We start from the raw sequence: 21517 nt of genomic DNA on the forward strand, positions 1-21517 counted from the left end.
AGAGTGAGCAGGTGGCCGCTTGCTGCCAGTCCCTCAACAGGGCGACTGATCACCCAACCGACGTTAAACGCGAAGCTTAGGGCACGCGGCGAAAACGTGCCGCGCGTTGTCCACAGGCGCTGTTCGTGCCAATCCGGTTGCTGCGGGGACCACGATCGAGGTAGTCAGGACGACATGGGGAGCTGGACTGTGCACCGGGTGACAGGCGACGACGCGGCGCGCATGCGGGCGCTACGGCTCGAGATGCTGGCCGACACCCCGCTGGCGTTCCTCGAGACGCTCGCCGACGCCGCGGCCCGCTCCCACGAGGGCTACCGGCGGCGCATCGTCGAGGCCTCGACCGGCAACAGCCTGGCCATGTTCGTGGCCGACCCGGGCAACGGCGGGCGGCTGATCGGGCACGCGGGCGGCACGGTGATGCCCGAGTTCCCCGGCGAGACGGTGATCTTCGCGGTCTACGTCACGCCGGCCCACCGCGGCGGCAAGGTGCTGGCCGACCTGATCGAGGCGATCAACGACTGGGGCCGGGCCGCGGGCCGCCGGCGGGCCCTGCTCGAGGTGGTCGTGGGCAACGACCGGGCCGTCCGGGCGTACGAGAAGCTGGGTTTCACCGACACCGGCGAGCGGGTGCCCCACCCGGTGATCCCCACGCTGACCGAGCTGCGGATGCGCCGGGCCCTCTGATGGCCGCGCGGCACGTGACCCGGGGCGTGCTCACCGCGCTCAACGGCACCACCGGCGCGGGCCTGCTGATCGCTGTGCTCACCCGCAGCCGGCTGCGTCGCGGCCGCCACGGTGTGCTGATCGCCGAGGGCTACCGCCTGCCGATCCCGCCGGCCTCGTGCTTCACGGTCGGCTCGGTGATCGTGACCCGGCGCAGCGCCGAGTGGCTGCTCGACGAGCAGCGGGCCGCGCTGTTCGGCCACGAGCACCGCCACGCCGAGCAGTACGCCGTGCTGGGCCCGCTGTTCTGGCCCGCCTACTGGGCCGCGTGCGGCTGGTCGTACGCCACGACCGGCTCGTGGGGCGTCCGCAACTTCCTCGAGAAGAACGCGGGGCTGAAGGCCGGCGGTTATCCCACCGACCTTCCGCTGCGTCCGTGGGCCGTCAGAGGTCTTGCTGCCATTCGATCCAGGCGTCGACCGGACGAAAGCCCATCGCCAGATTGATGTCGAGCATGAACGCGTTCTCGGTCGCGTTGAACGTGTCGATCGCCTCGGCCGCCGGCCGCTGCTCCCGGATGTGATCGAGGTTGTCCAGCTTGACCAGCAGGCCGAGGCGGTGGCCGCGGTGGTCGGGGTCGACCAGCGTCGTGTTCTGCCAGACGTGGCTCGGCCGGTCGAGGTCGACGACCAACCAGGTGAAGGCCACCATCTTGTCGCCGATCAACGCGCCCGACTGATAGCTGCGACGACCTCGTTTCTCGCGCGCCTCTTCGCCCTTGCGCATGCGGTCGGCGTCGAGCTTTTCCGGCTCCCAGTTGATGTCGCCGGTGGGCGCGTCGACGTTGAGCCGGGCCTCGAGGTAGGCCAGGTCGTCGATGATGTCGTCGGGCGCCACCCCGATCCAGCGCCGCAGGCGGTAGCCCTCGGAACGCTTGTCGGCCTCGGCCCGCAACTCGGCCAGCTTCGCCTCGTCGAGGGTGGTGAGGTCGAGCCGGCTGCGGGTCTCGGCCAGACCGGCTTTGGCCCCCATGGCCTCGGCGAAGGCGGCGCCGTCGGGGTGCCGGTCGACCGTGGCCGCCTGCAGATGCCGGCGATCGTTGGCCCGAGCCCGCTCGACGGCCAGGGCATGCAGCGCGCGGCCCACCCCGTGCCGGCGATGCCCCGGCAGCACAAGCAGGTCGACCTCGACATTGCTCAGATTGTCGAGCTGGGGGAACGTCAGCTCGAGGTAGCCGACGGGCTGGTCGTCGATGTAGCCCAGATACCGCTCGTACGTGTACCCGGGTGGTGGATTGTCGAAGAGCGCAAGAAAGTTCTTTTGCGACTGGTACGGGATGTCGGGACAGTCGTGGATGGCCGTGGCCCGGGCGATCTCGTAGGCGATCTCGGGCGAGGCGAGGGGACCCGTAGAAATGCGCATGGCCGCCACCCTGCTCGGTGACGGCCATGAACGCGAGCGAATATTTCGCTCTCTCAAGTTGGTCGGGATGGCGGACGCACAGCGCCTCCGGCACTGGGTCGTTGGGCACCTCGAGAGATTGTCGCCAAGCTCGAAGGTGAGGGGCCTCGTACGGCGTCACGCCCTCCCGCAGAGAGCATCTTGCCGACCCTGGGAACGCGGCGCAAGTCCTCCGGCGATGGAATTCTCACTTCCTGGCGGAATGCTGACTACTCAGAGTCATCCGAGCAGGCCCGCCTCGCGCGCGCCCTTCAGCGACGGCTTGATCCGATAGGTCGGCCCGACCTGCTCGGCCACGGCGTCGATGGTCTTGAGGCCCTCGCCGGTGTTGTAGACGACCGTCTCGAGCTCGGGGTCGAGCTTGCCACTGGCGACCAGCTTCTTGAGCACGGCCACGGTCGTGCCGCCCGCGGTCTCGGCGAAGACGCCGGTGGTCTCGGCCAGCAGCCGGATGCCGGCCCGGATCTCGTCGTCGTCGGCGTAGTCCATCCAGCCGCCGGTGCGCTTGACGGCCTCGATCGCGTACGCCCCCGCGGCCGGGTCGCCGATGTTGAGCGACTTGGCGATGCCGGTCGGCTTGACCGGGGTGATCTCGTCGGTGCCGGCCTGCAGCGCGGTGGCGATCGGGTTGCACCCGGCCGACTGCGCGCCGAACACCTTCCAGCCGCCCTCGGGCGCCTCGACCAGGCCCGCCTCGACCAGCTCGGAGAACGCCTTGTCGACCTTGGTCAGCAGCTCGCCCGAGGCCATCGGGATGACCACCTGGGCCGGGATGCGCCAGCCGAGCTGCTCGGCCACCTCGTAGCCCAGGGTCTTGGAGCCCTCGGCGTAGAACGGCCGCACGTTCACGTTGACGAACGCGGTGTCCTCGAACTCGTCGGTCTCGACCAGTTCGCCGCAGAGCCGGTTCACGTCGTCGTACGAGCCCTCGATGGCCACCAGGTCGCCGCCGTACACCGCGGTCGTGATGACCTTGCCCTGCTCGAGGTCGGACGGGATGAAGACGATGCTGGGGGCGCCGGCCCGGGCCGCGTGGGCGGCCACCGAGTTGGCCAGGTTGCCGGTGGAGGCGCAGGCGAAGCGGGTGAAGCCGAGGCCGCGGGCCGCGGTCAGCGCCACCGAGACCACCCTGTCCTTGAAAGAGTGGGTCGGGTTGGCCGAGTCGTCCTTGACCCACAGCGGCGCCCGCAGCCCGACCGCGGCGGCCAGGGCGGGCGCGCTGACCAGCGGGGTCAGGCCGGGGTCGAGGGTGACGCGGGTGGCCGGGTCCTGTCCGGCCGGCAGCAGGCCGGCGTAGCGCCAGATGTTCTGCGGCCCGGCCTCGATCTGCTCACGGGTGACCCGCGCGAGGGCGGCCTGGTCGTAGGCCACCTCGAGCGGGCCGAAACACTCGTAACAGGCGTGCTGGGCGATCAGCGGGTACTCGGCGCCGCACGCGCGGCAGACCAGGCCCGTGGCCGGCGAAGAGGTAGCGGTGGGTGCGCTGACGGCAGACGTCATTAGAGGCCTTCCCTCTCATCTTTCCCCGCGGCGACCTGCCGGACCGGGGACGGAATTAGCACCTGCCGCGTGCGGTCTCTTCAATGAGAATCGCGGTGGTTGCCGGGGCTTCAACGGGCCGTTCCCTCTGCCCCTCTGGATGAGGTATTCAGTTGTGTTTCCAACACCTTACGACGGGATCCCTCGAAACAGCGCGAGGGATCCCGAGGTGTGAGCAAGACCCCGGGCTACGAGGTGACGTCCTTGCGGGTGAACCGCCAGAACGCCAGGCCCCAGCACAGGGTGGCGTAGGCGACCGCGCTGATCGCCCCCTTGACCAGGTCGTCCGACTGGGCCGGGGTGGAGAGCAGCCCCTGCCAGGCGTCGCTGAAGTGGGTCGGCAGCAGGTACCGGATGGTCCCCAAGGCGGTGATCTGGTCGAGGATGCTGGACAGGATCCAGATCATCACCGCGCCGCCGACCGCCCCCAGCGGCGCGTCGGTCAGCACCCCGAGCAGGAAGGCCAGCCCGGCCACGACCAGCATCGAGACGGCCAGGTAGCCGACGATCGCGAACAACCGCAGCAGACCAGGCCCGGGGGCGATCTCGGCCGCCACCGTGCTCCCCAGCGGATGCCAGCCGTAGCGCAGCGTCCCGGCGATCAGCGCGGTCACCACCAACGTCAGCAGGGCCAGGGCCGAGTAGCCGAGCGCGACGATCAGCTTGACCGCGAGCAGCCGGGCCCGCGGCACCGGCACGGCCAGCAGGTAGCGCAGGCTGCCCCAGCTGGCCTCGCTGGCCACCGTGTCGCCGCAGAACAGCGCGACCACCACGATCAGCAGGAAGCCGGTCGAGACGGCCAGGCAGAACAGCGCGAAGTTGAGCCCGCCCGAGGTGGCCAGCTGGACCAGGCTGTCGAAGGCCCCGCCGCTCTCGTCGTCCTCGCCGGTGCCGAACTCGAACGCGATCAGCACGATCAGCGGCAGCAGAGCCATGAAACCCAGGGCCAATTGCGTACGCCGCCGGGAGGCTTGCCGCCGCACCTCGGCCCAGATGGGCAGGGTGCGCGACGGCCGGTAGCCCGTGGCGCCTGCGCTCGTCGTGACGCTCATCGGTCTCCGCTCCCCCGCGAGTTCTCCCCCACCAGCGCGAGGAAGGCGTCCTCGAGCCGTCGCCGCGGCACCACCCGGTCGACCGCGACCCCGGCCCGCACCAGCGAGGCCACCACCTCGGAGCGCGGCGTGCCGTTCATGTCGACGATCAGCCCGGACGGGCCGTCGGGCAGCACCGAGCGCACGCCCAGCTCGTCCAGCACCCGCTCGGCCGCGGGCACGTCGGACACCTCGAGCTGCACCGACGGCGAGTCACCGACGATGTCCTCGACCGGGCCCGAGGCGACGATCCGGCCCTTGTTGACCACGACCGCGTGGGTGCAGGTCTGTTCCACCTCGGCCAGCAGGTGGCTCGAGACCAGCACGGCCCGGCCGTCGGTGGCGTAGCGCTTGAGCACCCGGCGCATCTCGGCGATCTGCGGCGGGTCGAGCCCGTCGGTCGGCTCGTCGAGCACCAGCAGCTCGGGCAGGCCCAGCATGGCCTGGGCGATGGCCAGCCGCTGCCGCATGCCGTGGCTGTACTTCTTGGTGCGCCGGTGGACCGAATCGCCCAGCCCGGCGATCTCGAGCGCCTCGTCGAAGCGGGCGTCGGCCCACGGCCGCCCGGTCGCCTTCCAGTAGGCCTGCAGGTTCTCGAGCCCGGTCAGGTGGGGCAGGAAGCCGGGCCCCTCGACCAGCGCGCCGACCCGCGACAGCACCGGCGAGCCGGGCACCAGCTTGTGGCCGAACACCAGCGCCTCGCCCGCGGTCGGCATGGTCAGGCCCATGAGCACCCGCAGCGTCGTGGTCTTGCCGGCGCCGTTGGGTCCGAGCAGACCGACCACCTGGCCCCGCTGCACGGTGAAGCTGATCTCTTCCACCGCGACGAACCCGTCCCCGTACGCCTTGCGCAGGCCACTCACGACCAGCGGCGTCTCCGCGTGCTCGGGCACCGTCGGGGTCTGGCCGCGCCGCAACCGCCGCCGCCGTACGAGAAGCACGACGACCAGCCCGATCGCGATCGCCACGAGCAGACCGGCCAGCACGTAGCGCCAGACGGTCTGCGGGTTGGCGATCGGCGTGCCGACCGCGGTCGGCAGTTCCAGGGCCGAGGCGACCTGCACCGTGTACGTGGCCGGCGCCACCGGGGAGAGGAAGGCCTGGTCGGTCGTGGCCACCACGACCCGTACGGTGTGCCCGGCCTCGATCCGCCGCACGATCGCGGGCAGCTGGATCGTCCGCTCCTCGGCTTCGTCGACCGAAGCCGGCAGGTCAGTCAGCCGGACCGGGGCGACCAGGCCCGCGCTCAGCGTCGGGGCGCCCGACTCGTCGACGTCGTAGAGCTTGACGAAGAGGGTGGCCTCGCCGGTCGGTGAGGCGGCCCGCAGCCGTACGGTGGGCGACCCGACCACGTCGATGGCCGAGCCCACCGGCGGCGTCTCGAACCGCGCGAACTGCCCCGGGATGTCGGCCGCGACCCCGGACAGCAGCTGGCTGAGCCGTCCCCCGGTGCCGGGCAGCGACGAGATCGCGCCCGGGTTGCCGTTGGGCGGGTTGGCGATCGGCTGCGCCGGGCCCTGCAGCTCGAGCCGGGTGCGACCGGTGCCGGCCAGCCCCGGGTACGCGTCGGCCGAGTACCCGTTGGTCACGAGCCCCCGGTCGAGCGCGCTGAAGCCGGCCACCCGCGAGTAGGTGAAGTTGTCGGACGGCGCCTCGCCCTCGCCCTTCACGTAGTGGTCGAGCCACTGCACGGTCAGGAACTTCACCCTGTCCTGGTCGCTCTGGGGCCCGGCCCCACCGTCGTGCCCGCCGGTGAACCAGGCCACCCGCACCGGAGTGCCCGCGGCCGCGATCGAGCGCGCGTTGGCGTCGGCCTCACTGAGCGGGAAGAGCGTGTCGACCGCGCCCTGGACGAGCAGCGTGGGCGCCTTGATCTGCCCGACCGTGGCGGCCGGGCTCGACCGCCGCAGCAGGTCGAGCGTCGACCGGTCGGGGTCGCCGGTGGTGGCCACGTCGAGATACGCCTTGCAGACGTCGGCCGCGAACCGCCCGCACGCCGGGTCGACGGTCATCCCGACCGGCGGGCCCGCCGCCAGGTCGGCCGCGTCGTCGCCCGTGGGCACCGCGCCCCCGTTGCCGAAGAAGACCCCGGCCCAGCCCTTCTTGAAGACGCCGGTGGCCGACGTGTCGGCCGACTGCGGCAAGAACACGTTGGTCAGGTCGTTCCAGGTGATCGAGGGGACGATCGCGTCGACCCGCGGGTCCTGCCCGGCCAGCATCAGGGCCAGGGCCCCGCCGTACGAGCCACCGACCACGCCCACCCGGGGGTCGCCGGCCGCGTCGGTCTGGATCTCGGGCCGGGCCGCCAGCCAGTCGAGCAGGCCCTGGGCGTCGCGGATCTCGTAGTCGGGGCTGTTCAGGTGGATCTGGCCGCCGCTGCGCCCGAAGCCCTGGGCGGTGTAGGTCAGCACCGCGTAGCCGCGCTCGGCCAGCGACTCGGCGTCGCTGCTGACCGACTCCTTGGTGCCCCCGAAGCCGTGCGCGAGCAGCACCGCGGGCACCTTGCCATCGCGGTCGCGGGGCAGGTAGAGCCGGGCGTCGAGGGCCACGTTCTCGTTGCGCTCGGGCCCGGTGACGACGGTGATCATCTCGTCCTGGGTGGTCCACGCGTCGCGCTCGGGCCACACCACCCAGCCGACCAGACCGGCGACGAGCACGAGAGCGGCCGAGCCGGCGACGATCCGCCGGCGACTCGGCCGGGGCAGGGCACGGCGCAGCCGGCTCGTCCAAGACATGCATGAAAGCTAGCCCGAGCCGTCTGAGCGATGCTGTGAAACCTCTCAGCTACCAGTGGACGATAGCGTGGACCCTGGAAGGAACGATCTAGCGACAGGGGCCCGTGCGCGTGGATGAGGAACTGAAGCTGACCGCTACCCTGCGGGCGGCCGGGCTCGACGACCGTCGCGGGATCGTGCGGCTGCACCCCGAGGTGATGACCGCCCTTGAGATCAACGCGGGTGATCCCGTACGCCTCAGTGGGGTCACCACGACGGCCGCGCTGGCGGCCAAGGCCGAGCCGGGCGCGAGCCGCGAGTTTCTCTACGCCGACGACCTCACCCTCGGCAACCTCGGTCTACGCGACGGTGGGCAAGTGACGATCGCCCGGCAGCCCGCAAAGGCGGCCCGGCGGGTGACGCTGGCCGGCGAGGCCGACGTGGTCGCGCTGGTGTCGCCCGAGATTCTGCGGCTGGCCCTGCTGGGCAAGGTGGTGAGCACGGGCGACCGGGTCTCGCTGCGCCCGCAGGACGTATTGCCGCGCGGCGATCGCCCCCAGGTACCCGATGTCGGCCGCCGGCTGCGCAACCGGCTCGGCTACCAGTGGAACGTCGCCCTGCTCAGCGTCGTGGAGGTCGCCGACGCGGAGGCGGCTGTCATCACCATGGACACCGTGGTCGGCTGGCAGGACGGTCCGGTCTCGACCCCGGTGCCCGGCCCGGCCGCCGAGCCGCAAGCCCCGGCGACCACCGACCCCGAGGTGCCGCCGCTCAGCATCGACGACCTCCCCGGCATGCGGTCTCAGGCCAAAGAGCTGGAGGAGCTGCTCGATCTGGGCTTCAACCACGGCGAGGTGCTGGCCAAGCTGGGCACCAAGATCTCGCTCGGAGTGCTGATCTCAGGCCCGGCCGGTTCGGGCAAGTCGGCGCTCGTGCGGGCGGTCGCCGCTCAGGTCAAGGCGCGTGTGGTGCAGGTCTGGGCGCCTGGCCTGGCCGCGCTGACCAACACCGCGGCCGCCGGCCGTCTGCACGAGCTGGCCCGCGAGGCCCGCGAGGGCGGCGCCACCGTGCTGCTCTTCTCCGACGTGGATTCCATCGCGCCCCGCGACGAACCGGGACCGATCTCCATCGTCTTCCGCCAGGTGCTCGAGGAAACGCTGCGGGCCGGGGTGGCGGTGGTCGCCACGACCAGCCGGCCCGAGTCGGTCGACACCTCGCTACGCTCGCCCGAACTGCTGGCCCTGCAGCTCGCCGTGCCGCTACCGGACACGGCCATGCGGCTGGAGCAGCTGCGGGTGCTGACCCGCGGCATGCCGCTGGCCGAGGACGTGCGCCTGGACGACATCGCCGGGCGCACCCCGGGCTTTGTCGCCGCCGACCTGGGCGCGCTCGCCCGCGAAGCCGGCGTCCGGGCCGCGCTCCGCCAGACCGAGAAGCCGAAGGCGGAGCCGGGCCAGGCGACCGAGAAGCCGGGTGCGGGCCCGGAGGCCGAGACCGATACGGATGCTCCGAAGGTCACCATGGCCGACTTCGAGGGCGCGCTCGACGTCGTGCGGCCGACCTCGATGGCCGACTCCACCCTCGAGGTGGCCGCGGTGACCCTCGAGGACGTCGGCGACATGGTCGAGACCAAGCAGATGCTGACCGAGTCGGTGCTGTGGCCGCTGACCTACCCCGACACGTTCGCCCGGCTCGGCGTCTCGCCGCCGCGCGGGGTGCTGCTCTACGGCCCGCCCGGCTGCGGCAAGACCTTCCTGGTCAAGGCCATCGCCGGCACCGGCAAGGCCAACGTGCTCTCGGTCAAGGGGGCCGAGCTGCTGAGCAAATGGGTCGGCGACAGCGAGCGGGCCGTCCGCGAGCTGTTCCGCCGGGCCCGCGAGGCCGCGCCCACGCTGGTCTTCCTGGACGAGGTCGACGCGCTGGCCCCGACCCGCGGGCAGGCCACCGACGGCGGCACCACCGACCGGGTCGTGGCCGCCCTGCTGACCGAGCTCGACGGCGTGGAAGACCTGCGCAACGTGGTGGTGATCGGGGCGACCAACCGGCCCGACCTGATCGACCCGGCCCTGCTGCGGCCGGGCCGGTTGGAGCGGCTGGTCTATGTGCCGCCGCCGGACGCCGAGGCGCGGGCCGCGATCCTCAAGGCGTCGGCCAAGTCCGTGCCGCTGGACGGCGAGGTCGACCTGGTCGAGCTGGGGGCCGAGCTCGAGGGCTTCTCGGCGGCGGACTGCGCGGCCCTGATCCGGGAGTCGGCGCTGTCGGCGATGCGCGAGTCGCTCGACGCCACGACGGTCACCGCGGCCAACGTGGCCACGGCCCGCCGGCGCGTACGGGCCTCACTCGACCCCGGGCAGGTGGCCTGGCTCGCCGCGTACGCCGAGACCCACCAGGCCTAACGGCGGCGGGTGCGGGCCCGGGTCGAGCGCAGGCGGCGCAGGCGGCCGACCAGCACCGGGTCGTGGGCCAGGGCGGCCGGGTCGTCCAGCAGGGCGTTGAGCAGCTGGTAGTAGCGGGTCGAGCCCAGACCGAAGGTGTCGCGGATGGCCTGTTCCTTGGAGCCGGCGTGCTTCCACCAGCGGGCCTCGAAGGCGAGGATCTGCTGCTCACGCTCGCCCAGGGCAGGCGTGGAGGCCGCCTCTTCCGAGCGTGGGGCCGGGATGTGTTGTTGCTCTTCGGACGGGTCCGCGGCGGGCTGCATGACGCTCCAAAGAAGAATGACAAGCACAGATGTACGAGGCGGGGACCGTCAGCATAAGTCCGACGGCCCCCGCCTCGCATTTCGCGGCTGACGTTACCTCACGTCACGTCACGGCTACGCATAGTCCACATCGCAGCCCCCACAATGAGCACAAAAACGGCGGCCAGGATGCCGCCGGCCATCGGCCAGGTCAGGGTCAGCGAGTCGGGCACGCAGCCGTTGGCCGAGGAGAAGTCGCAGGAGTTGTAGTCCTCGATCTTCACCTCCTTGTCCATCCACGCGATCATCCAGATCGGGATCAGGTAGGCCTCGGCGAACTTCACGCTGGCCAGCGAGAGCACGGTGCCCAGTCCGAACTGGAAGACGATCACGGCGCCGATGGTCACGCCGAGCGCCATCGCGGTGTGCCGGCCCAGCGAGGCCAGGCCGAAGCCGACCGCGCCGGCCACGATCACCAGGGCCAGGCCGCGCAGCTCCATCAGGCCGATCGACTGCCAGGCGCCCGAAGTCATGCTCTCGCTCGTGCCCCGGGCCTGGGCGATCAGATAGAACAGCCCGGTCCACACGGCCGAGAAGACCACGGTCAGCGCGGTGAAGAAGACCAGCAGCGCGGCCAGTTTGGTGCCCAGCACCTTGAGCCGCTGCGGCCGCCAGAGCAGCAGGTTCATCATGCCGCCGCTGCTCCACTCGGCCCCCACGAACGACGCCCCCACGATGAACGCCACCAGGGCCAGCAGCGCGGCCAGGGTGGTCACCATGTCCGGGAAGCTCTCACGGAAGTCGAAGGTCGGCGGCATGAACCACTGCGCCTGGAAGTCGTCGGCGGTCGGCTCGACCATGCCCTCGCAGCCCGGCGGCCAGTTGCTGGCTTGAGCCGTGCCCTGGTCGGCCTGACACTGAGTCATGTCCCGCTGGAACTGCTCCTGCGAGCGCTGGAATTCCTGCTGGGCCTGGGCCTGGGCCGAGGCGATCTGTTCCGGGCCGACCTTCTCGTTGGTGAAGAACATGCCGGCCGCGACAGCGAGCAGGATCAGCGTCACGCCGAGCAGGAACAGCTTGGTGAAGCGGCGCTTGGTCAGCCGCCGGGTCTCGGCACTGTAGAGGCTCACTGACCCCACCCTCCGTTCGCGGGCGCCGGCGCGGCCGCCGTCTGATCCACCTGGCGGTTCTGCCCCTCGACCGGCGCGGTGCCGGTGAGCTGCAGGAAGACGCTCTCCAGGTCGGCCGAGACCGGGGTCAGCTCGCTCACGTAGATCTCGCGCTCGGCCAGGATCCGGGTGATCTGGGCCGGGTTGCCGGCGTTGCCGACGGTGAAGTGGTCGTGCTCGACGGTCACCTGGGCCCCGTTGGCCCGCAGCAGCTCGATCGCGTTGCGCATGTCGACGCCCGGCTCCAGGGCCACCTTCACCGACGACGAGGTGTTGCTCTTGAGCACGTCGGCCACCGAACCCGCGGCCACCCGCCGCCCGCCCGAGATGATCGTGACGGAGTCGCAGATGAGCTGGATCTCGCCGAGGATGTGGCTGGACAGCACGACGGTCATGCCGGACTCGGCCAGGTTGCGCATCAGCGTGCGCATCTCGCGGATGCCGCCCGGGTCGAGGCCGTTGGCCGGCTCGTCCAGAATCAGCAGCTTCGGCTCCTTGAGCAGCGCCGACGCCACGGCCAGGCGCTGCTTCATGCCGAGCGAGTAGGTCTTGACCCGGTCCTTGGCGCGGTCCCGCAGGCCGACCAGCTCGAGGACGGCGACGACCCTGTCCTTGTGCACGCCACCGGCGTCGGCCAGCAGCGAGAGGGTGTCCTGCGCGGTGAAGTTGCCGAAGAACTGCGGGCTCTCCACGATCGCGCCGACCTGACCCGCGACCTCGGGCAGGCTCTCGGGGACCTCGCGCCCGAGGATCGCCATGCGGCCGCCGTTGGGCTTGATCAGCCCGAGCAGCGTCCGCAACGTGGTCGTCTTGCCCGACCCGTTGGGCCCGAGGAAGCCGTGCACCTGGCCCGCCTCGACGGTCATGTCGAAGCCGTCGAGCGCTCTTCGCACCCCTTTGCGGCTGCGATACGTCTTCTGCAGCCCGGATATCTCCAATACGGCAGTCACGGGCGAGACTCTAGACAGACCCGTCAATATGCGCTGCTGGATCGCCGCCGTTCACGCCGTGACGACGTGAACTCCAGCCTCCCGGAAGCGGGCCACGACATCGGCCGGGGCGCCGGAGTCGGTCACCAGAGTCTCGATCTTGGTGATCGGGCAGATCCGGGCGAACGCGTGCCCGCCCAGCTTCGACGAGTCGGCGATCACCACGACCCGCTTGGCCCGGGCCACCATCAGGCTGTTCATCGCGGCCTCGCCCTCGTGGTGGGAAGCGGCGCCGAGCTCGACGTCGACCGCGTCCACGCCGAGCAGCACGATGTCGAGCGTGACCTCCTTGAGCAGGGCCCCGCCGAGCGGCCCGACCACCTCGAACGACTGCGGGCGGACCACGCCGCCGGCCACGACGATCTTCATGCGCGAGCGGACCAGCAGCTCGTTGGCGATGTTGAGCGCGTTGGTGACCACGGTGAGCTGGGAACCCTCGCTGCCGGCGTTCAGGTCCGGGCGTACGGCCAGAGCGCGCGCGACCTCGGTGACCGTGGTGCCGCCGTTCAGCCCGACGACCGTGCCCGGGGTGACCAGGCCGGCCGCCGCCTCGCCGATGCGCTGCTTCTCGGCCGAGTGCTTGGCGCTCTTGTAGCGCAGCGGCAGGTCGTAGGAGACGCCGTTGGCGACCGCGCCGCCCCGGGTCCGGGTGATCATCTGCTGCTGGGCCAGCTGGTCGAAGTCGCGGCGGATGGTGGCCTGCGAGACGTCGAGCCGGCCGGCCGCGTCCTCGACGCTGACCCGTCCGCTCTCGGCGAGTAACTCGAGCAGGGCATTCCACCGCGCGTACCGGTCCACCCAGACTCCCAGCTGCACGTTTCGTGATAAGAGTGTGCACATTAGTGCGCGAAAGCACGGGAAGCAAAGCTCAGCTCTGCGCGGTGCGGCGGCGACGGTTGCGTCCGCGCCGGGCTTCCACGCAGAATGACGCTCGAAAGTGCCGGGTACCGAGCGCTTATGCGCACGCGGTGTGAAGGGTGGCCCATGACGTACGTCAAGGCGGAGATCGCCAGCCAGCCGGAGTGCTGGCGCCAGGCCGCGAAGCTGGCCGACGCCCCCGGCCTGCCGGAGCGCGGCGAGCGGGTCGCCGTCGTCGGCTGCGGCACCTCGTGGTTCATGGCCAAGGCGTACGCGGCCCTGCGCGAGCAGGCCGGCCAGGGCGAGACCGACGCGTTCCAGGCGTCCGAGTTCCCCCGTCGCCGCCGCTACGACCGGGTCCTCGCGATCACCCGTTCCGGCACCACGACCGAGGTCCTCGACCTGCTCAACGACCTCGCGGGCGGCACCTCGACCACGGTCCTGACGGCCGACGAGGCCCAGCCCGCGGCCCGGATCGCCGACCAGACCGTGCTGCTCGACTTCGCCGACGAGCAGTCGGTGGTGCAGACCCGGTTCGCCACCAGCACCCTCGCGCTGCTGCGGGCCCACCTGGGCGAGGACATGGAATCAGCCGCCACCGACGCCGAGGTGGCCGTGCGGCTGCCCCTGCCCGTGCACCCGGCGCTGGCCGAGCAGATCACCTTCCTGGGCCGGGGCTGGACCGTCGGCCTGGCCGAGGAGGCCGCGCTCAAGTGCCGCGAGGCCGCCGGCTACTGGGCCGAGGCCCACCAGGCCATGGACTACCGGCACGGCCCGATCGCCATCGCCGCCCCGCGCCGCGCGGTGTGGGCCTTCGGCGACGTCCCGACCGGTCTGGCCGACGAGGTCGAGGCGACCGGCGCCCTGTTCGTGCACAGCCGCCACCACGGCGGGTACGCCGCCCTGGGCAGCTGGTGCGGCGGCCGGGCGCCGCTCGACCCGATGGCCGACCTGATCGTGGCCCAGCGCGTCGCCGTGCTGCTCGCCACCAGCCAGGGCCTCGACCCCGACCACCCCCGCAACCTGACCCGCTCGGTCGTTCTGCAGTGAGCCGGGTGGTGGTCGCCCTGGACGTGGGCGGGACGGGCATGAAGTGTGCGCTGGTCCGGCCGGACGGGACGGTCCACCACACCGAGCGGCACGCCACCCGGGCCGAACGAGGTCCGGAGGCCGTGCTGGGCACGATCCTCGACGTCGCCGAAGGGCTGGCCGCCAAGGCCCGGGCCGACGGCCTCGAACCGGTGGCGGCCGGGGTGGCCGTACCCGGTGTCGTCGACGAGGAGAACGGCCTGGCCGCCTGGTCGTCCAACATCGGGTTCCGGGACGTGCCGGTGCGCGCCCGCCTCGAGGAACGGCTGGGCCTGCCGGCCGCGCTCGGCCACGACGTCCGGGTCGGTGGCATCGCCGAGGCCCGGCTGGGCGGCGGCCGCGGCCACCGGCACGTGCTCTTCGTCGCCATCGGCACCGGTATCGCGGCCGCTCTGGTCGTCGGCGGGGCCGGCTACTCCGGGGCGCACGGCGCGGCCGGCGAGGTCGGCCACATCGTCGTCCGCCCGGGCGGCGAGCCCTGCCCGTGCGGGCAGCGCGGCTGCATGGAGGCCTACGGCTCGGCCCGGGCGGTCGGGCTGCGCTACGCCCAACTGGCCGGCGCACCCGGCGCCACCGCGCTCGACGTGGTCACCCGGGCCGGTCAGGGTGACGACCTGGCGGCCACGGTCTGGCGCGAGGCGATCGAGGCGCTGGCCGACGGCCTGGTCATCGCGCAGGCCCTCTACGACGTGGACGTCCTGGTCGTCGGGGGCGGGCTGGCCGAGGCCGGCGACGCGCTGCTGCCCCCGCTGGAGGCGGCGTTCCGCGAGCGGATCACCTTCCACCGGCCGCCCGCGTTCGTCCGGGCCGGCCTGGGCGACGAGGCCGGCTGCGTCGGCGCCGCCCTGCTCGCCCTCGACCACCTGGAGAAGCTCGCATGACCCGCATCGGCGGCAAGATCGTCCGGCCCGGCGCCGTCGTCGAGGGCTACGTCGAGGTCGACGGGCCGGCGATCCTGTCGGTCGAGGCGGCCGGGGGCGCGGGCGACGACATCGTCGTACCGGGCTTCGTCGATCTGCACTGCCATGGCGGGGGCGGTCACACGTTCACCACCGGTGACGCCGATTCGGCCCGCGGGGCGGCCGCCTTCCACCTCGGCCACGGCACCACGACGCTGCTGGCCAGCCTGGTCAGCTCCCCGTTCGAGCTGATGCGCGAGGCCACCGAGGCCTACCGCCCGCTGGTCGAGACCGGGATCATCGGCGGCGTGCACTACGAGGGGCCCTACCTCTCGGGCGTCCGCTGCGGCGCGCAGAACCCGAAGTTCCTGCGCGAGCCGTCGGTCAAGGAGCTGACCGAGCTGATCGACCTGGGCCCGGTCCGCCTGGTCACGATCGCCCCCGAGCTGCCGGGCGCCCTAGAGGCCATCGCCTTCCTGGTCGAACGGGGTGTCGCGGCCGCGGTCGGGCACACCGACGCCACGTACGAGCAGACGCTGGCCGGGGTGGCGGCCGGCGCGACCGTCGGCACCCACCTGTTCAACGGCATGCGCCCGCCCCACCACCGCGAGCCCGGGCCGGTCGTCGGCCTGCTCTCGTCGCCGGTGGTGTGCGAGCTGATCGCCGACAACATCCACCTGCACCCGGGCATGCTCGGCTTCGCCGCGCGCACGGCCGGGCCCGACAAGGCCGCGCTGATCACCGACGCCATCGACGCCACCGGCATGGCCGACGGCACGTACGACCTCGGCGGTCAGCAGGTCGTGGTGGCCGACCGGGTGGCCCGGCTGGCCCGCGACGGTTCGATCGCGGGCAGCACGCTGACCATGGACGAGGCGCTGCGCAACACCGTCGCGGCCGGGATCGGGCTGGCCGAGGCGGTGGCGATGGCCTCGACCACACCGGCCCGCGTGCTCGGCCGGGCCGACGAGATCGGCGCGCTCGAGGCCGGGCTGCGGGCCGACCTCGTGGTGCTCACGCCCGACCTGCACGTCAAACGGGTGATGCGCTCCGGTCACTGGGTGGAGTGAATCCGACGGGCTTCTCCCACCCCTTCAGGGCGGGCAGCGGCACCCGGTCGAACGGGATGCGCTCGATCAACCGAGCCAGCACCAGCCCGAGCAGCAGCCCGGCGACCGAGTCGGTCAGCCAGTGGAAGCCGGTGTAGACCGTGGTGCAGAAGACGATCACCACCGGCGCCACCCGCAGGGCCCACCACTCCCAGCGCAGCAACGGCCGGCGCAGCAGCGCGACGGCCAGAATGGCCAGCACGGCGTACCAGGCGAGCGAGTTGCCCAGGTGGCCCGAGGGGTAGCTCATCGCGTAGACACCTTCGGCGTACGGGTTGTGCATGATCACACGATCCGGGCCGTCGAACCGCGGCGCGGCCCGGTCGGCCCAGATCTTCAGCGGGCCGATCGCCACGTAGGTCAGCACGAACGCCGCCACGAACGGCAGGATCGCCCGCACCGAGCGCGTACGCCAGGCCAGCACCCCGCTGAGCAGCAACGACAGCGGCATCAGGATCTGGCCGCCCTGGCCCAGATAGTTGAGCACCCGAGCGGTCCAGTACGGCACCGCCGGCTGGTTATTCAGCGACCAGTCGGCCACCCGCTCGTCGAGGCGCAGCAGATGGCCCCGCATGAGCGCCACGGTGATCGCGACGAACGCCGCCACCAGGACGACGTCCAGCCACCAGCTCTTGGGTCTCACGCCCTCCGAGATTAGAGCAGCTTGCCCAGCTTGGCCGCGAGCAGGTCACCGCGTACGCCCGAATTGGGACATCCGCCGAAGTGGTGCAGCGCCACCACCTTGTTGGTCGCGCGCGAGATCACCGGCGAGCCGGACGAGCCGCCCTCGGTGTCGCAGTAGTAGGCCACGTCCGAACCGGGCGCGTACCCGTCGTAGGCGGGGTCGGCCACCGCGCAGTTCCCGGCCGTCTCGCCCAGCGACCCGGCGATCCGGGCCGGCTCCCCGGCCGGGTGCTGCGGCACGTAGAGCTGCTGGTTCTTGGCCGGCCGCTTGGTGTCCAGGCTGAGGTAGCCGAACTTCTGCACCGAGGCGAACTTGTCGACCGAGAACAGGGTGAAGTCGTACGTGCGGTCGGTCGCTACGACCTTCGAGCCCCAGACCTTCGTGGGCTGGTAGACGTCGTAGCCACCACAACTCGCGCACTGGTAGTTGAACCAGACCTCGGTGTTGTAGGCCTGGGCCGTGGTGGTGAAGCAGTGGTTGTTGGTGAGCATGCGGTTCTGGGCGCCGACCCGCCAGGCGGTGCACAGCTCGGTGCCGTTGATCAGCAGGCGGGCGATGGCCTTCGACTTCGTGTACGCCACCGGGTCCTTCGACCGGTAGCACGCGGCATCGGCCGACGTGTCCGCGCCGCAGACCGACTCCTCGCGGCCGGTGCGGCCCGGGGCGGTCAGCTGCTTCTCGGGCTGGCGGTCCTGTTCCGTACGGCTGAATCCGCGCGCCACCCGGTCGACGTCGACGCCGAGCGAGCCGACCGCGTCATCCGCCCCGAGCAGGCCGGATCCGCCGCCGCGGTGCACCTCGAGCACGGCCGTGTCGCCGGTGACCGACATCGCCCAGCGTCCGCCCCGCTCGGTGCGGTCGGCCGGGGCCTCGTACCGGTAGCTCTCGGTGCCGTCGGCGTTCGAGACGGTCACATAGTCATCCGGCCTCAGCGCCATGCGCGAGAAGTGCAACTTCACATAGGACGCGCCGGGGTAGCGGAACGTCTCCTTCCGGGACTTGCCGCCGAGGTAGCCCAGCAGCTTGGTCACGCTCTCCAGCTCGCCGACGCGCTGGCGGCCGTTCGCATCCGCCTTGGCCGCGCCCGACTCGACCGGCCGTTCCGCGCTACCAGCCTCGGGGGCGGCGGTGCTGGGCTGGACAGTCGCCTTCTCCGGCGCGAGTCGCGTCGTCGACGGCGCCGGCTCGGCCGAGGGGCTTCCGGACGCCGCCGGCCGGGAACGATCCCCCGCCCGCTGCTCGGCCGACACCGGGGTCGGTGCCGCGGCCGCCGGCGCCTCCTGCCAGGAACCCACCGGTTTCCCGTTGCCGGCGGCGTGCCAGGCGGTCGTCCCGGCCGCGCCGGCCAGCGCCAGGGCGGCACACGCCGCGATCGCCAGGCCTGCCTTACGTCGACCGGTCTTGAGGGGCACTGTGACAAACCGCCATTCACGTAAGATCAAGGACATATGTTCTAATCCGGCGTTCTTGTACCTGTGTAACGAGCCACGTGCGGCAGCGACGCGCCGAACCGAACGTGCACACTGGTTCCGTGCGCATCACTTCCGCTGTCGTCGACCCAGCACTGCTGGATCTGCCGTGGGACATTCCGCTCGAGGAGTGGCCGGCCGAACACCTGGTCGCCCTGCCCCAGGGCATCTCCCGCCACATCGTGCGGTTCGTGAAACTCAACGACGTGGTCTATGCCCTGAAAGAGACCCGCGAGCGGATCGCCGAAAAGGAGTACGACCTGCTGCGCGCGCTGGAGCGCATCGACTTCCCGGCCGTCGAGGCCGTCGGCATGGTCAACGACCGGCTGGACAAGGCGGGCGAGCCGCTCGAGACCGTGCTGATCACCCGGCACCTGCAGTTCTCGCTGCCCTACCGCGCGCTCTTCTCGCACACGTTGCGGCCCGACACGCTCAACCGCCTGCTCGACGCGCTGGCCGCGTTGATCGTGCGCATGCACCTCACCGGTTTCTCGTGGGGTGACTGCTCGCTGTCCAACACGCTGTTCCGCCGGGACGCCGGCGCCTTCGCGGCCTACCTGGTCGACGCCGAGACCGGCAACCTCTACCCACGGCTCTCCGAGGGCCAGCGCAGCGAGGACATCGAGATCCTGCGGCTCAACATCTTCGGCGAGCTGCTCGACCTCGAGGCGGCCGAGCTGCTGCACGAGTCGATCGACCCCGAGGCCGTGGTCGACGACATCGTGGCCCGCTACGAGCGGCTGTGGCACGAGGTCACGTACGAGCAAGAGGTGCCCCGCGACGCCCGGCACGACATCGAGCGGCGCATCCGGCGGCTCAACGAGCTCGGCTTCGACGTGGCCGAGGTCGACATGTCCACTGTCGACAAGGGCTACCGCATCCGGCCCAAGGTCGTCGACGCCGGCTACCACACCCGCCGCCTGCTCCGCCTGACCGGCCTCGACGCCGAGGAGAACCAGGCCCGCCAGCTGCTCAACGACCTCGACACCTACCGGGCCGAGAGCCTGCTGACCGACGAGCAGCAGGCCGCTCACCGCTGGCTGACCGAGGTCTTCGAGCCGGTCGTCCGGGCCGTGCCGGCCTCACTGCGGCGCAAGCTCGAGCCGCAAGAGATCTTCACCCAGGTCATCCAGCACAAGTGGCTGCTCTCGGAACGGGCCAAGCGCGACGTCGGCATGGCCGCCGCCGTGCAGTCCTACCTCACCGACGTCCTGGCCAAGAAGCCCGACGAGCAGGCCGTGCTCGGCGTCGAGGTGGGCTCACTGGCCGGCGGCGGGCTCTAACGCCGGTCCGGCCTGCTCGCGCAGCACGCGCAGGCCGGCGCGGCGGGCGACGACCACGATCTCGTCGCCCGCGGCCAGCACCCGGCGCGGGTCGGGCTGCCAGTCGACCCACTCCGAGCCGGCCGCCGTCATGCCGACCACGCGGGTGCTCTCGACCCGGTCCGCGCTGCTCAGCGGGGCGCCGTCCAGCAGCGAGCCGGGCTGCACGCGGATCGCGGCCACCAGCAGCGCGTGCCGCTCGACCGGGATCGTGGTCAGCACGTCGCGCTCCAGCATGGCCGCGGCGAAGGCGGGCGCGCACAGCCGCGAGACGCTGCGCGAGATGTTGATGGTGAAGGCCGCCTCGACCCGGCGGGCGAAGTCGTCGTCGAACAGCCGCAGCACCACCCGGATGTCCTCGCGGGCGGCCCGGGCGTGCAGCGCCGCCTGCAGGTTGACCGCGTCGTCGGTCGACACGACGACCAGCGCCTGGCAGTGGTCGATCGAGGCCGCGCGCAGCGTCTCCTCCTGCGCGGCGTCGCCCTCGATGACCGGGATGCCCAGCGACGCGGCCACCTTGACGCCGCGCGCGGCCGGGTTGCGGTCGATGGCCACCACGTCGAGACCCAGATCGACCAGCTGCCGCAGGACGCGGGTGCCGACCGTGCCCAGGCCGACCAGCACGATGTGCCCGGTGTGGACCTTGAGCACCTCGCCCCGGTCGAGGGCCAGCCGGGTCTTGACCACGCCGTCGACCACGGCCGCGGTGATCAGCGGCAGCAGCGCCACCCCGGCCACCGTCAGCACGAGCTGGGCGCCCTGGGCGGCCGGGGTGTTGTCGGGCTCCACATCGGACGAGCCGACCATGGTCAGCAGCGTGATGTAGATCGACTTCCAGAACCCGCTGACCCCGGTGAAGTGGGTCAGCAGGGCGCCCGAGACCGCGGTCAGCGCGAGCGCGACCAGCACGGCGATGCCCAGCTTGCGGGTGAGCCCGATCCGCAGGGCCCGCCCGATCGACAGCCACGGGCGCCGGCGGCGACCGGCTCGGGCCAGACGGCGCGCGGTCACCGCCTGCGCCGCCGGGCGGCCGGTGGCCTCGGCCAGCACCACGTCGGTCGGCTGCTGCGCGCCGGGCGACGGCTCGGACGGCAGCACGGTCAGGCGCCCGCTGTCGTCGGTCGTGGCCAGGGTGAGCAGGGCCGCCCTGTCCGGCACATCGTCGCGCTTGGCCACATGCAGCGTGCGGGCCGCGTACCGGAAATGGGTCGGGGCGACCTCACCCAGCGCGGCCGCCACGAAAGCGGGAGCGGCCATGGCCGCGTCCGAGAGCACCGCGCAGTCGGCGAACAACCGCCGGACCCCGTACGCCAGGCCGGTGGTGAACATGCGGATCACGAGCCGAAGTTCGCCCTCGACGGCCCGCGCGCACAATGCCGCGTGCAGGTTGACCATGTCGTCCGGCATCACCAGGGCCAGCGCGTCGGCACCGGCCAGGCCGGCGTCGCGGAACGTGCGCTCGTCGAGCCGGGCGGCCGTGATCACCCGCACCCCACGGGTCCGCAAACCGTTCAGGTCGGGCACGGCCGGGCGCAGGTCGGGCGGCGTGATCACGGTGAGCCGGATGCGGCCCGAGCTGGCCAGCTCGTCGGCCAGCGTGTAGACGAGCGCGTCGGAACCGCACACCACGAAGTGGGGCCGCGGATCGGCAGTTCGATCTCTCAAGCGGGCGACCAGAGACCGCCGTACGCCGTCTCTCGCGGTATCCGAAGCCACATTCGCGATCGTAACCAGCCGGAACCCGCGCCCGGGGCCGCTCGTTGCCCCATCCGATGCTTTAGTC

18 protein-coding genes and 1 riboswitch are annotated in these 21517 nt (G+C 71.7%); of the genes, 7 read left to right on the forward strand and 11 right to left on the reverse strand.

The window, feature by feature from the left end:
* Positions 1-174 precede the first annotated feature (174 nt).
* A complete protein-coding gene (locus tag M1L60_RS27615; protein WP_253240451.1) occupies positions 175-684 on the forward strand; it encodes a GNAT family N-acetyltransferase in 510 nt (169 codons plus the stop codon).
* On the forward strand, positions 684-1169 hold the full coding sequence (locus M1L60_RS27620) for a hypothetical protein (protein ID WP_253240452.1): 486 nt from the start codon (positions 684-686) through the stop codon (positions 1167-1169). Before M1L60_RS27615 ends, M1L60_RS27620 begins: the two co-directional genes overlap by 1 nt.
* Here the strand turns inward: M1L60_RS27620 and M1L60_RS27625 are convergent.
* The 4 genes from M1L60_RS27625 to M1L60_RS27640 all read right to left on the reverse strand — a co-directional run bounded on the left by M1L60_RS27625 (position 1108) and on the right by M1L60_RS27640 (position 7489).
* A complete protein-coding gene (locus tag M1L60_RS27625) occupies positions 1108-2085 on the reverse strand; it encodes a GNAT family N-acetyltransferase (protein ID WP_253240453.1) in 978 nt (325 codons plus the stop codon). The genes M1L60_RS27620 and M1L60_RS27625 overlap by 62 nt on opposite strands.
* A gap of 258 nt (positions 2086-2343) precedes the next feature.
* Complete coding sequence (gene thrC, locus M1L60_RS27630; RefSeq protein ID WP_253240454.1) at positions 2344-3624, reverse strand: threonine synthase; 1281 nt, start codon at positions 3622-3624, stop codon at positions 2344-2346.
* Positions 3625-3636: 12 nt separating this feature from the next.
* Positions 3637-3770, reverse strand: a riboswitch (SAM riboswitch).
* An 81-nt stretch (positions 3771-3851) separates the two neighbouring features.
* A complete protein-coding gene (locus tag M1L60_RS27635; RefSeq protein ID WP_253240455.1) occupies positions 3852-4715 on the reverse strand; it encodes an ABC transporter permease in 864 nt (287 codons plus the stop codon).
* On the reverse strand, positions 4712-7489 hold the full coding sequence (locus M1L60_RS27640; protein WP_253240456.1) for an alpha/beta fold hydrolase: 2778 nt from the start codon (positions 7487-7489) through the stop codon (positions 4712-4714). The genes M1L60_RS27635 and M1L60_RS27640 overlap by 4 nt, the downstream gene beginning before the upstream one ends.
* A 110-nt stretch (positions 7490-7599) precedes the next feature.
* Here M1L60_RS27640 and M1L60_RS27645 point away from each other — a divergent pair, with 110 nt between their 5' ends.
* On the forward strand, positions 7600-9864 hold the full coding sequence (locus M1L60_RS27645; RefSeq protein WP_253240457.1) for an AAA family ATPase: 2265 nt from the start codon (positions 7600-7602) through the stop codon (positions 9862-9864).
* Here M1L60_RS27645 and M1L60_RS27650 read toward each other — a convergent pair.
* The 4 genes from M1L60_RS27650 to M1L60_RS27665 all read right to left on the reverse strand — a co-directional run bounded on the left by M1L60_RS27650 (position 9861) and on the right by M1L60_RS27665 (position 13101).
* The gene (locus tag M1L60_RS27650; protein WP_253240458.1) at positions 9861-10166 is read right to left on the reverse strand and encodes a DUF3263 domain-containing protein; all 306 of its coding nucleotides are present in this window, start codon (positions 10164-10166) and stop codon (positions 9861-9863) included. The genes M1L60_RS27645 and M1L60_RS27650 overlap by 4 nt on opposite strands.
* Positions 10167-10264: 98 nt before the next feature.
* Positions 10265-11275 carry an ABC transporter permease subunit gene (locus M1L60_RS27655; RefSeq protein WP_253240459.1) on the reverse strand — a complete coding sequence of 337 codons (1011 nt, stop codon included), beginning with the start codon at positions 11273-11275 and terminating at the stop codon, positions 10265-10267.
* On the reverse strand, positions 11272-12264 hold the full coding sequence (locus tag M1L60_RS27660) for an ATP-binding cassette domain-containing protein (protein WP_253240460.1): 993 nt from the start codon (positions 12262-12264) through the stop codon (positions 11272-11274). Before M1L60_RS27660 ends, M1L60_RS27655 begins: the two co-directional genes overlap by 4 nt.
* Positions 12265-12315: 51 nt before the next feature.
* Positions 12316-13101 carry a DeoR/GlpR family DNA-binding transcription regulator gene (locus tag M1L60_RS27665; protein ID WP_253240461.1) on the reverse strand — a complete coding sequence of 262 codons (786 nt, stop codon included), beginning with the start codon at positions 13099-13101 and terminating at the stop codon, positions 12316-12318.
* A 186-nt stretch (positions 13102-13287) separates the two neighbouring features.
* Between M1L60_RS27665 and M1L60_RS27670 the strand changes: the two genes are divergently transcribed.
* Genes M1L60_RS27670 through nagA form a run of 3 tightly spaced genes read left to right on the forward strand, consistent with a single transcriptional unit; the run spans position 13288 to position 16219 of the window.
* Complete coding sequence (locus M1L60_RS27670; RefSeq protein ID WP_253240462.1) at positions 13288-14211, forward strand: SIS domain-containing protein; 924 nt, start codon at positions 13288-13290, stop codon at positions 14209-14211.
* Positions 14208-15131: an ROK family protein gene (locus M1L60_RS27675; protein WP_308208549.1), complete on the forward strand. Its 924-nt coding sequence runs from the start codon at positions 14208-14210 to the stop codon at positions 15129-15131. The genes M1L60_RS27670 and M1L60_RS27675 overlap by 4 nt, the downstream gene beginning before the upstream one ends.
* Positions 15128-16219, forward strand: coding sequence for an N-acetylglucosamine-6-phosphate deacetylase (gene nagA / locus M1L60_RS27680; RefSeq protein ID WP_253240463.1), 1092 nt, complete (start codon positions 15128-15130; stop codon positions 16217-16219). The genes M1L60_RS27675 and nagA overlap by 4 nt, the downstream gene beginning before the upstream one ends.
* On the opposite strand, the gene M1L60_RS27685 is transcribed toward nagA, so the two are convergent.
* Complete coding sequence (locus M1L60_RS27685; RefSeq protein ID WP_253240464.1) at positions 16182-16901, reverse strand: phosphatase PAP2 family protein; 720 nt, start codon at positions 16899-16901, stop codon at positions 16182-16184. The genes nagA and M1L60_RS27685 overlap by 38 nt on opposite strands.
* A gap of 11 nt (positions 16902-16912) precedes the next feature.
* Complete coding sequence (locus M1L60_RS27690; RefSeq protein WP_253240465.1) at positions 16913-18355, reverse strand: trypsin-like serine peptidase; 1443 nt, start codon at positions 18353-18355, stop codon at positions 16913-16915.
* Positions 18356-18474: 119 nt separating this feature from the next.
* Here M1L60_RS27690 and M1L60_RS27695 point away from each other — a divergent pair, with 119 nt between their 5' ends.
* Positions 18475-19695 carry a DUF4032 domain-containing protein gene (locus tag M1L60_RS27695; protein ID WP_253240466.1) on the forward strand — a complete coding sequence of 407 codons (1221 nt, stop codon included), beginning with the start codon at positions 18475-18477 and terminating at the stop codon, positions 19693-19695.
* Here the strand turns inward: M1L60_RS27695 and M1L60_RS27700 are convergent.
* Entirely contained in the window at positions 19672-21399 is a 1728-nt protein-coding gene (locus tag M1L60_RS27700; RefSeq protein WP_253240467.1) for a potassium channel family protein, read from the reverse strand. The genes M1L60_RS27695 and M1L60_RS27700 overlap by 24 nt on opposite strands.
* Positions 21400-21517 lie beyond the last annotated feature (118 nt).

This window comes from Paractinoplanes aksuensis, assembly GCF_024137025.1.
Classification (GTDB): Bacteria; Actinomycetota; Actinomycetes; order Mycobacteriales; family Micromonosporaceae; genus Actinoplanes; species Actinoplanes aksuensis.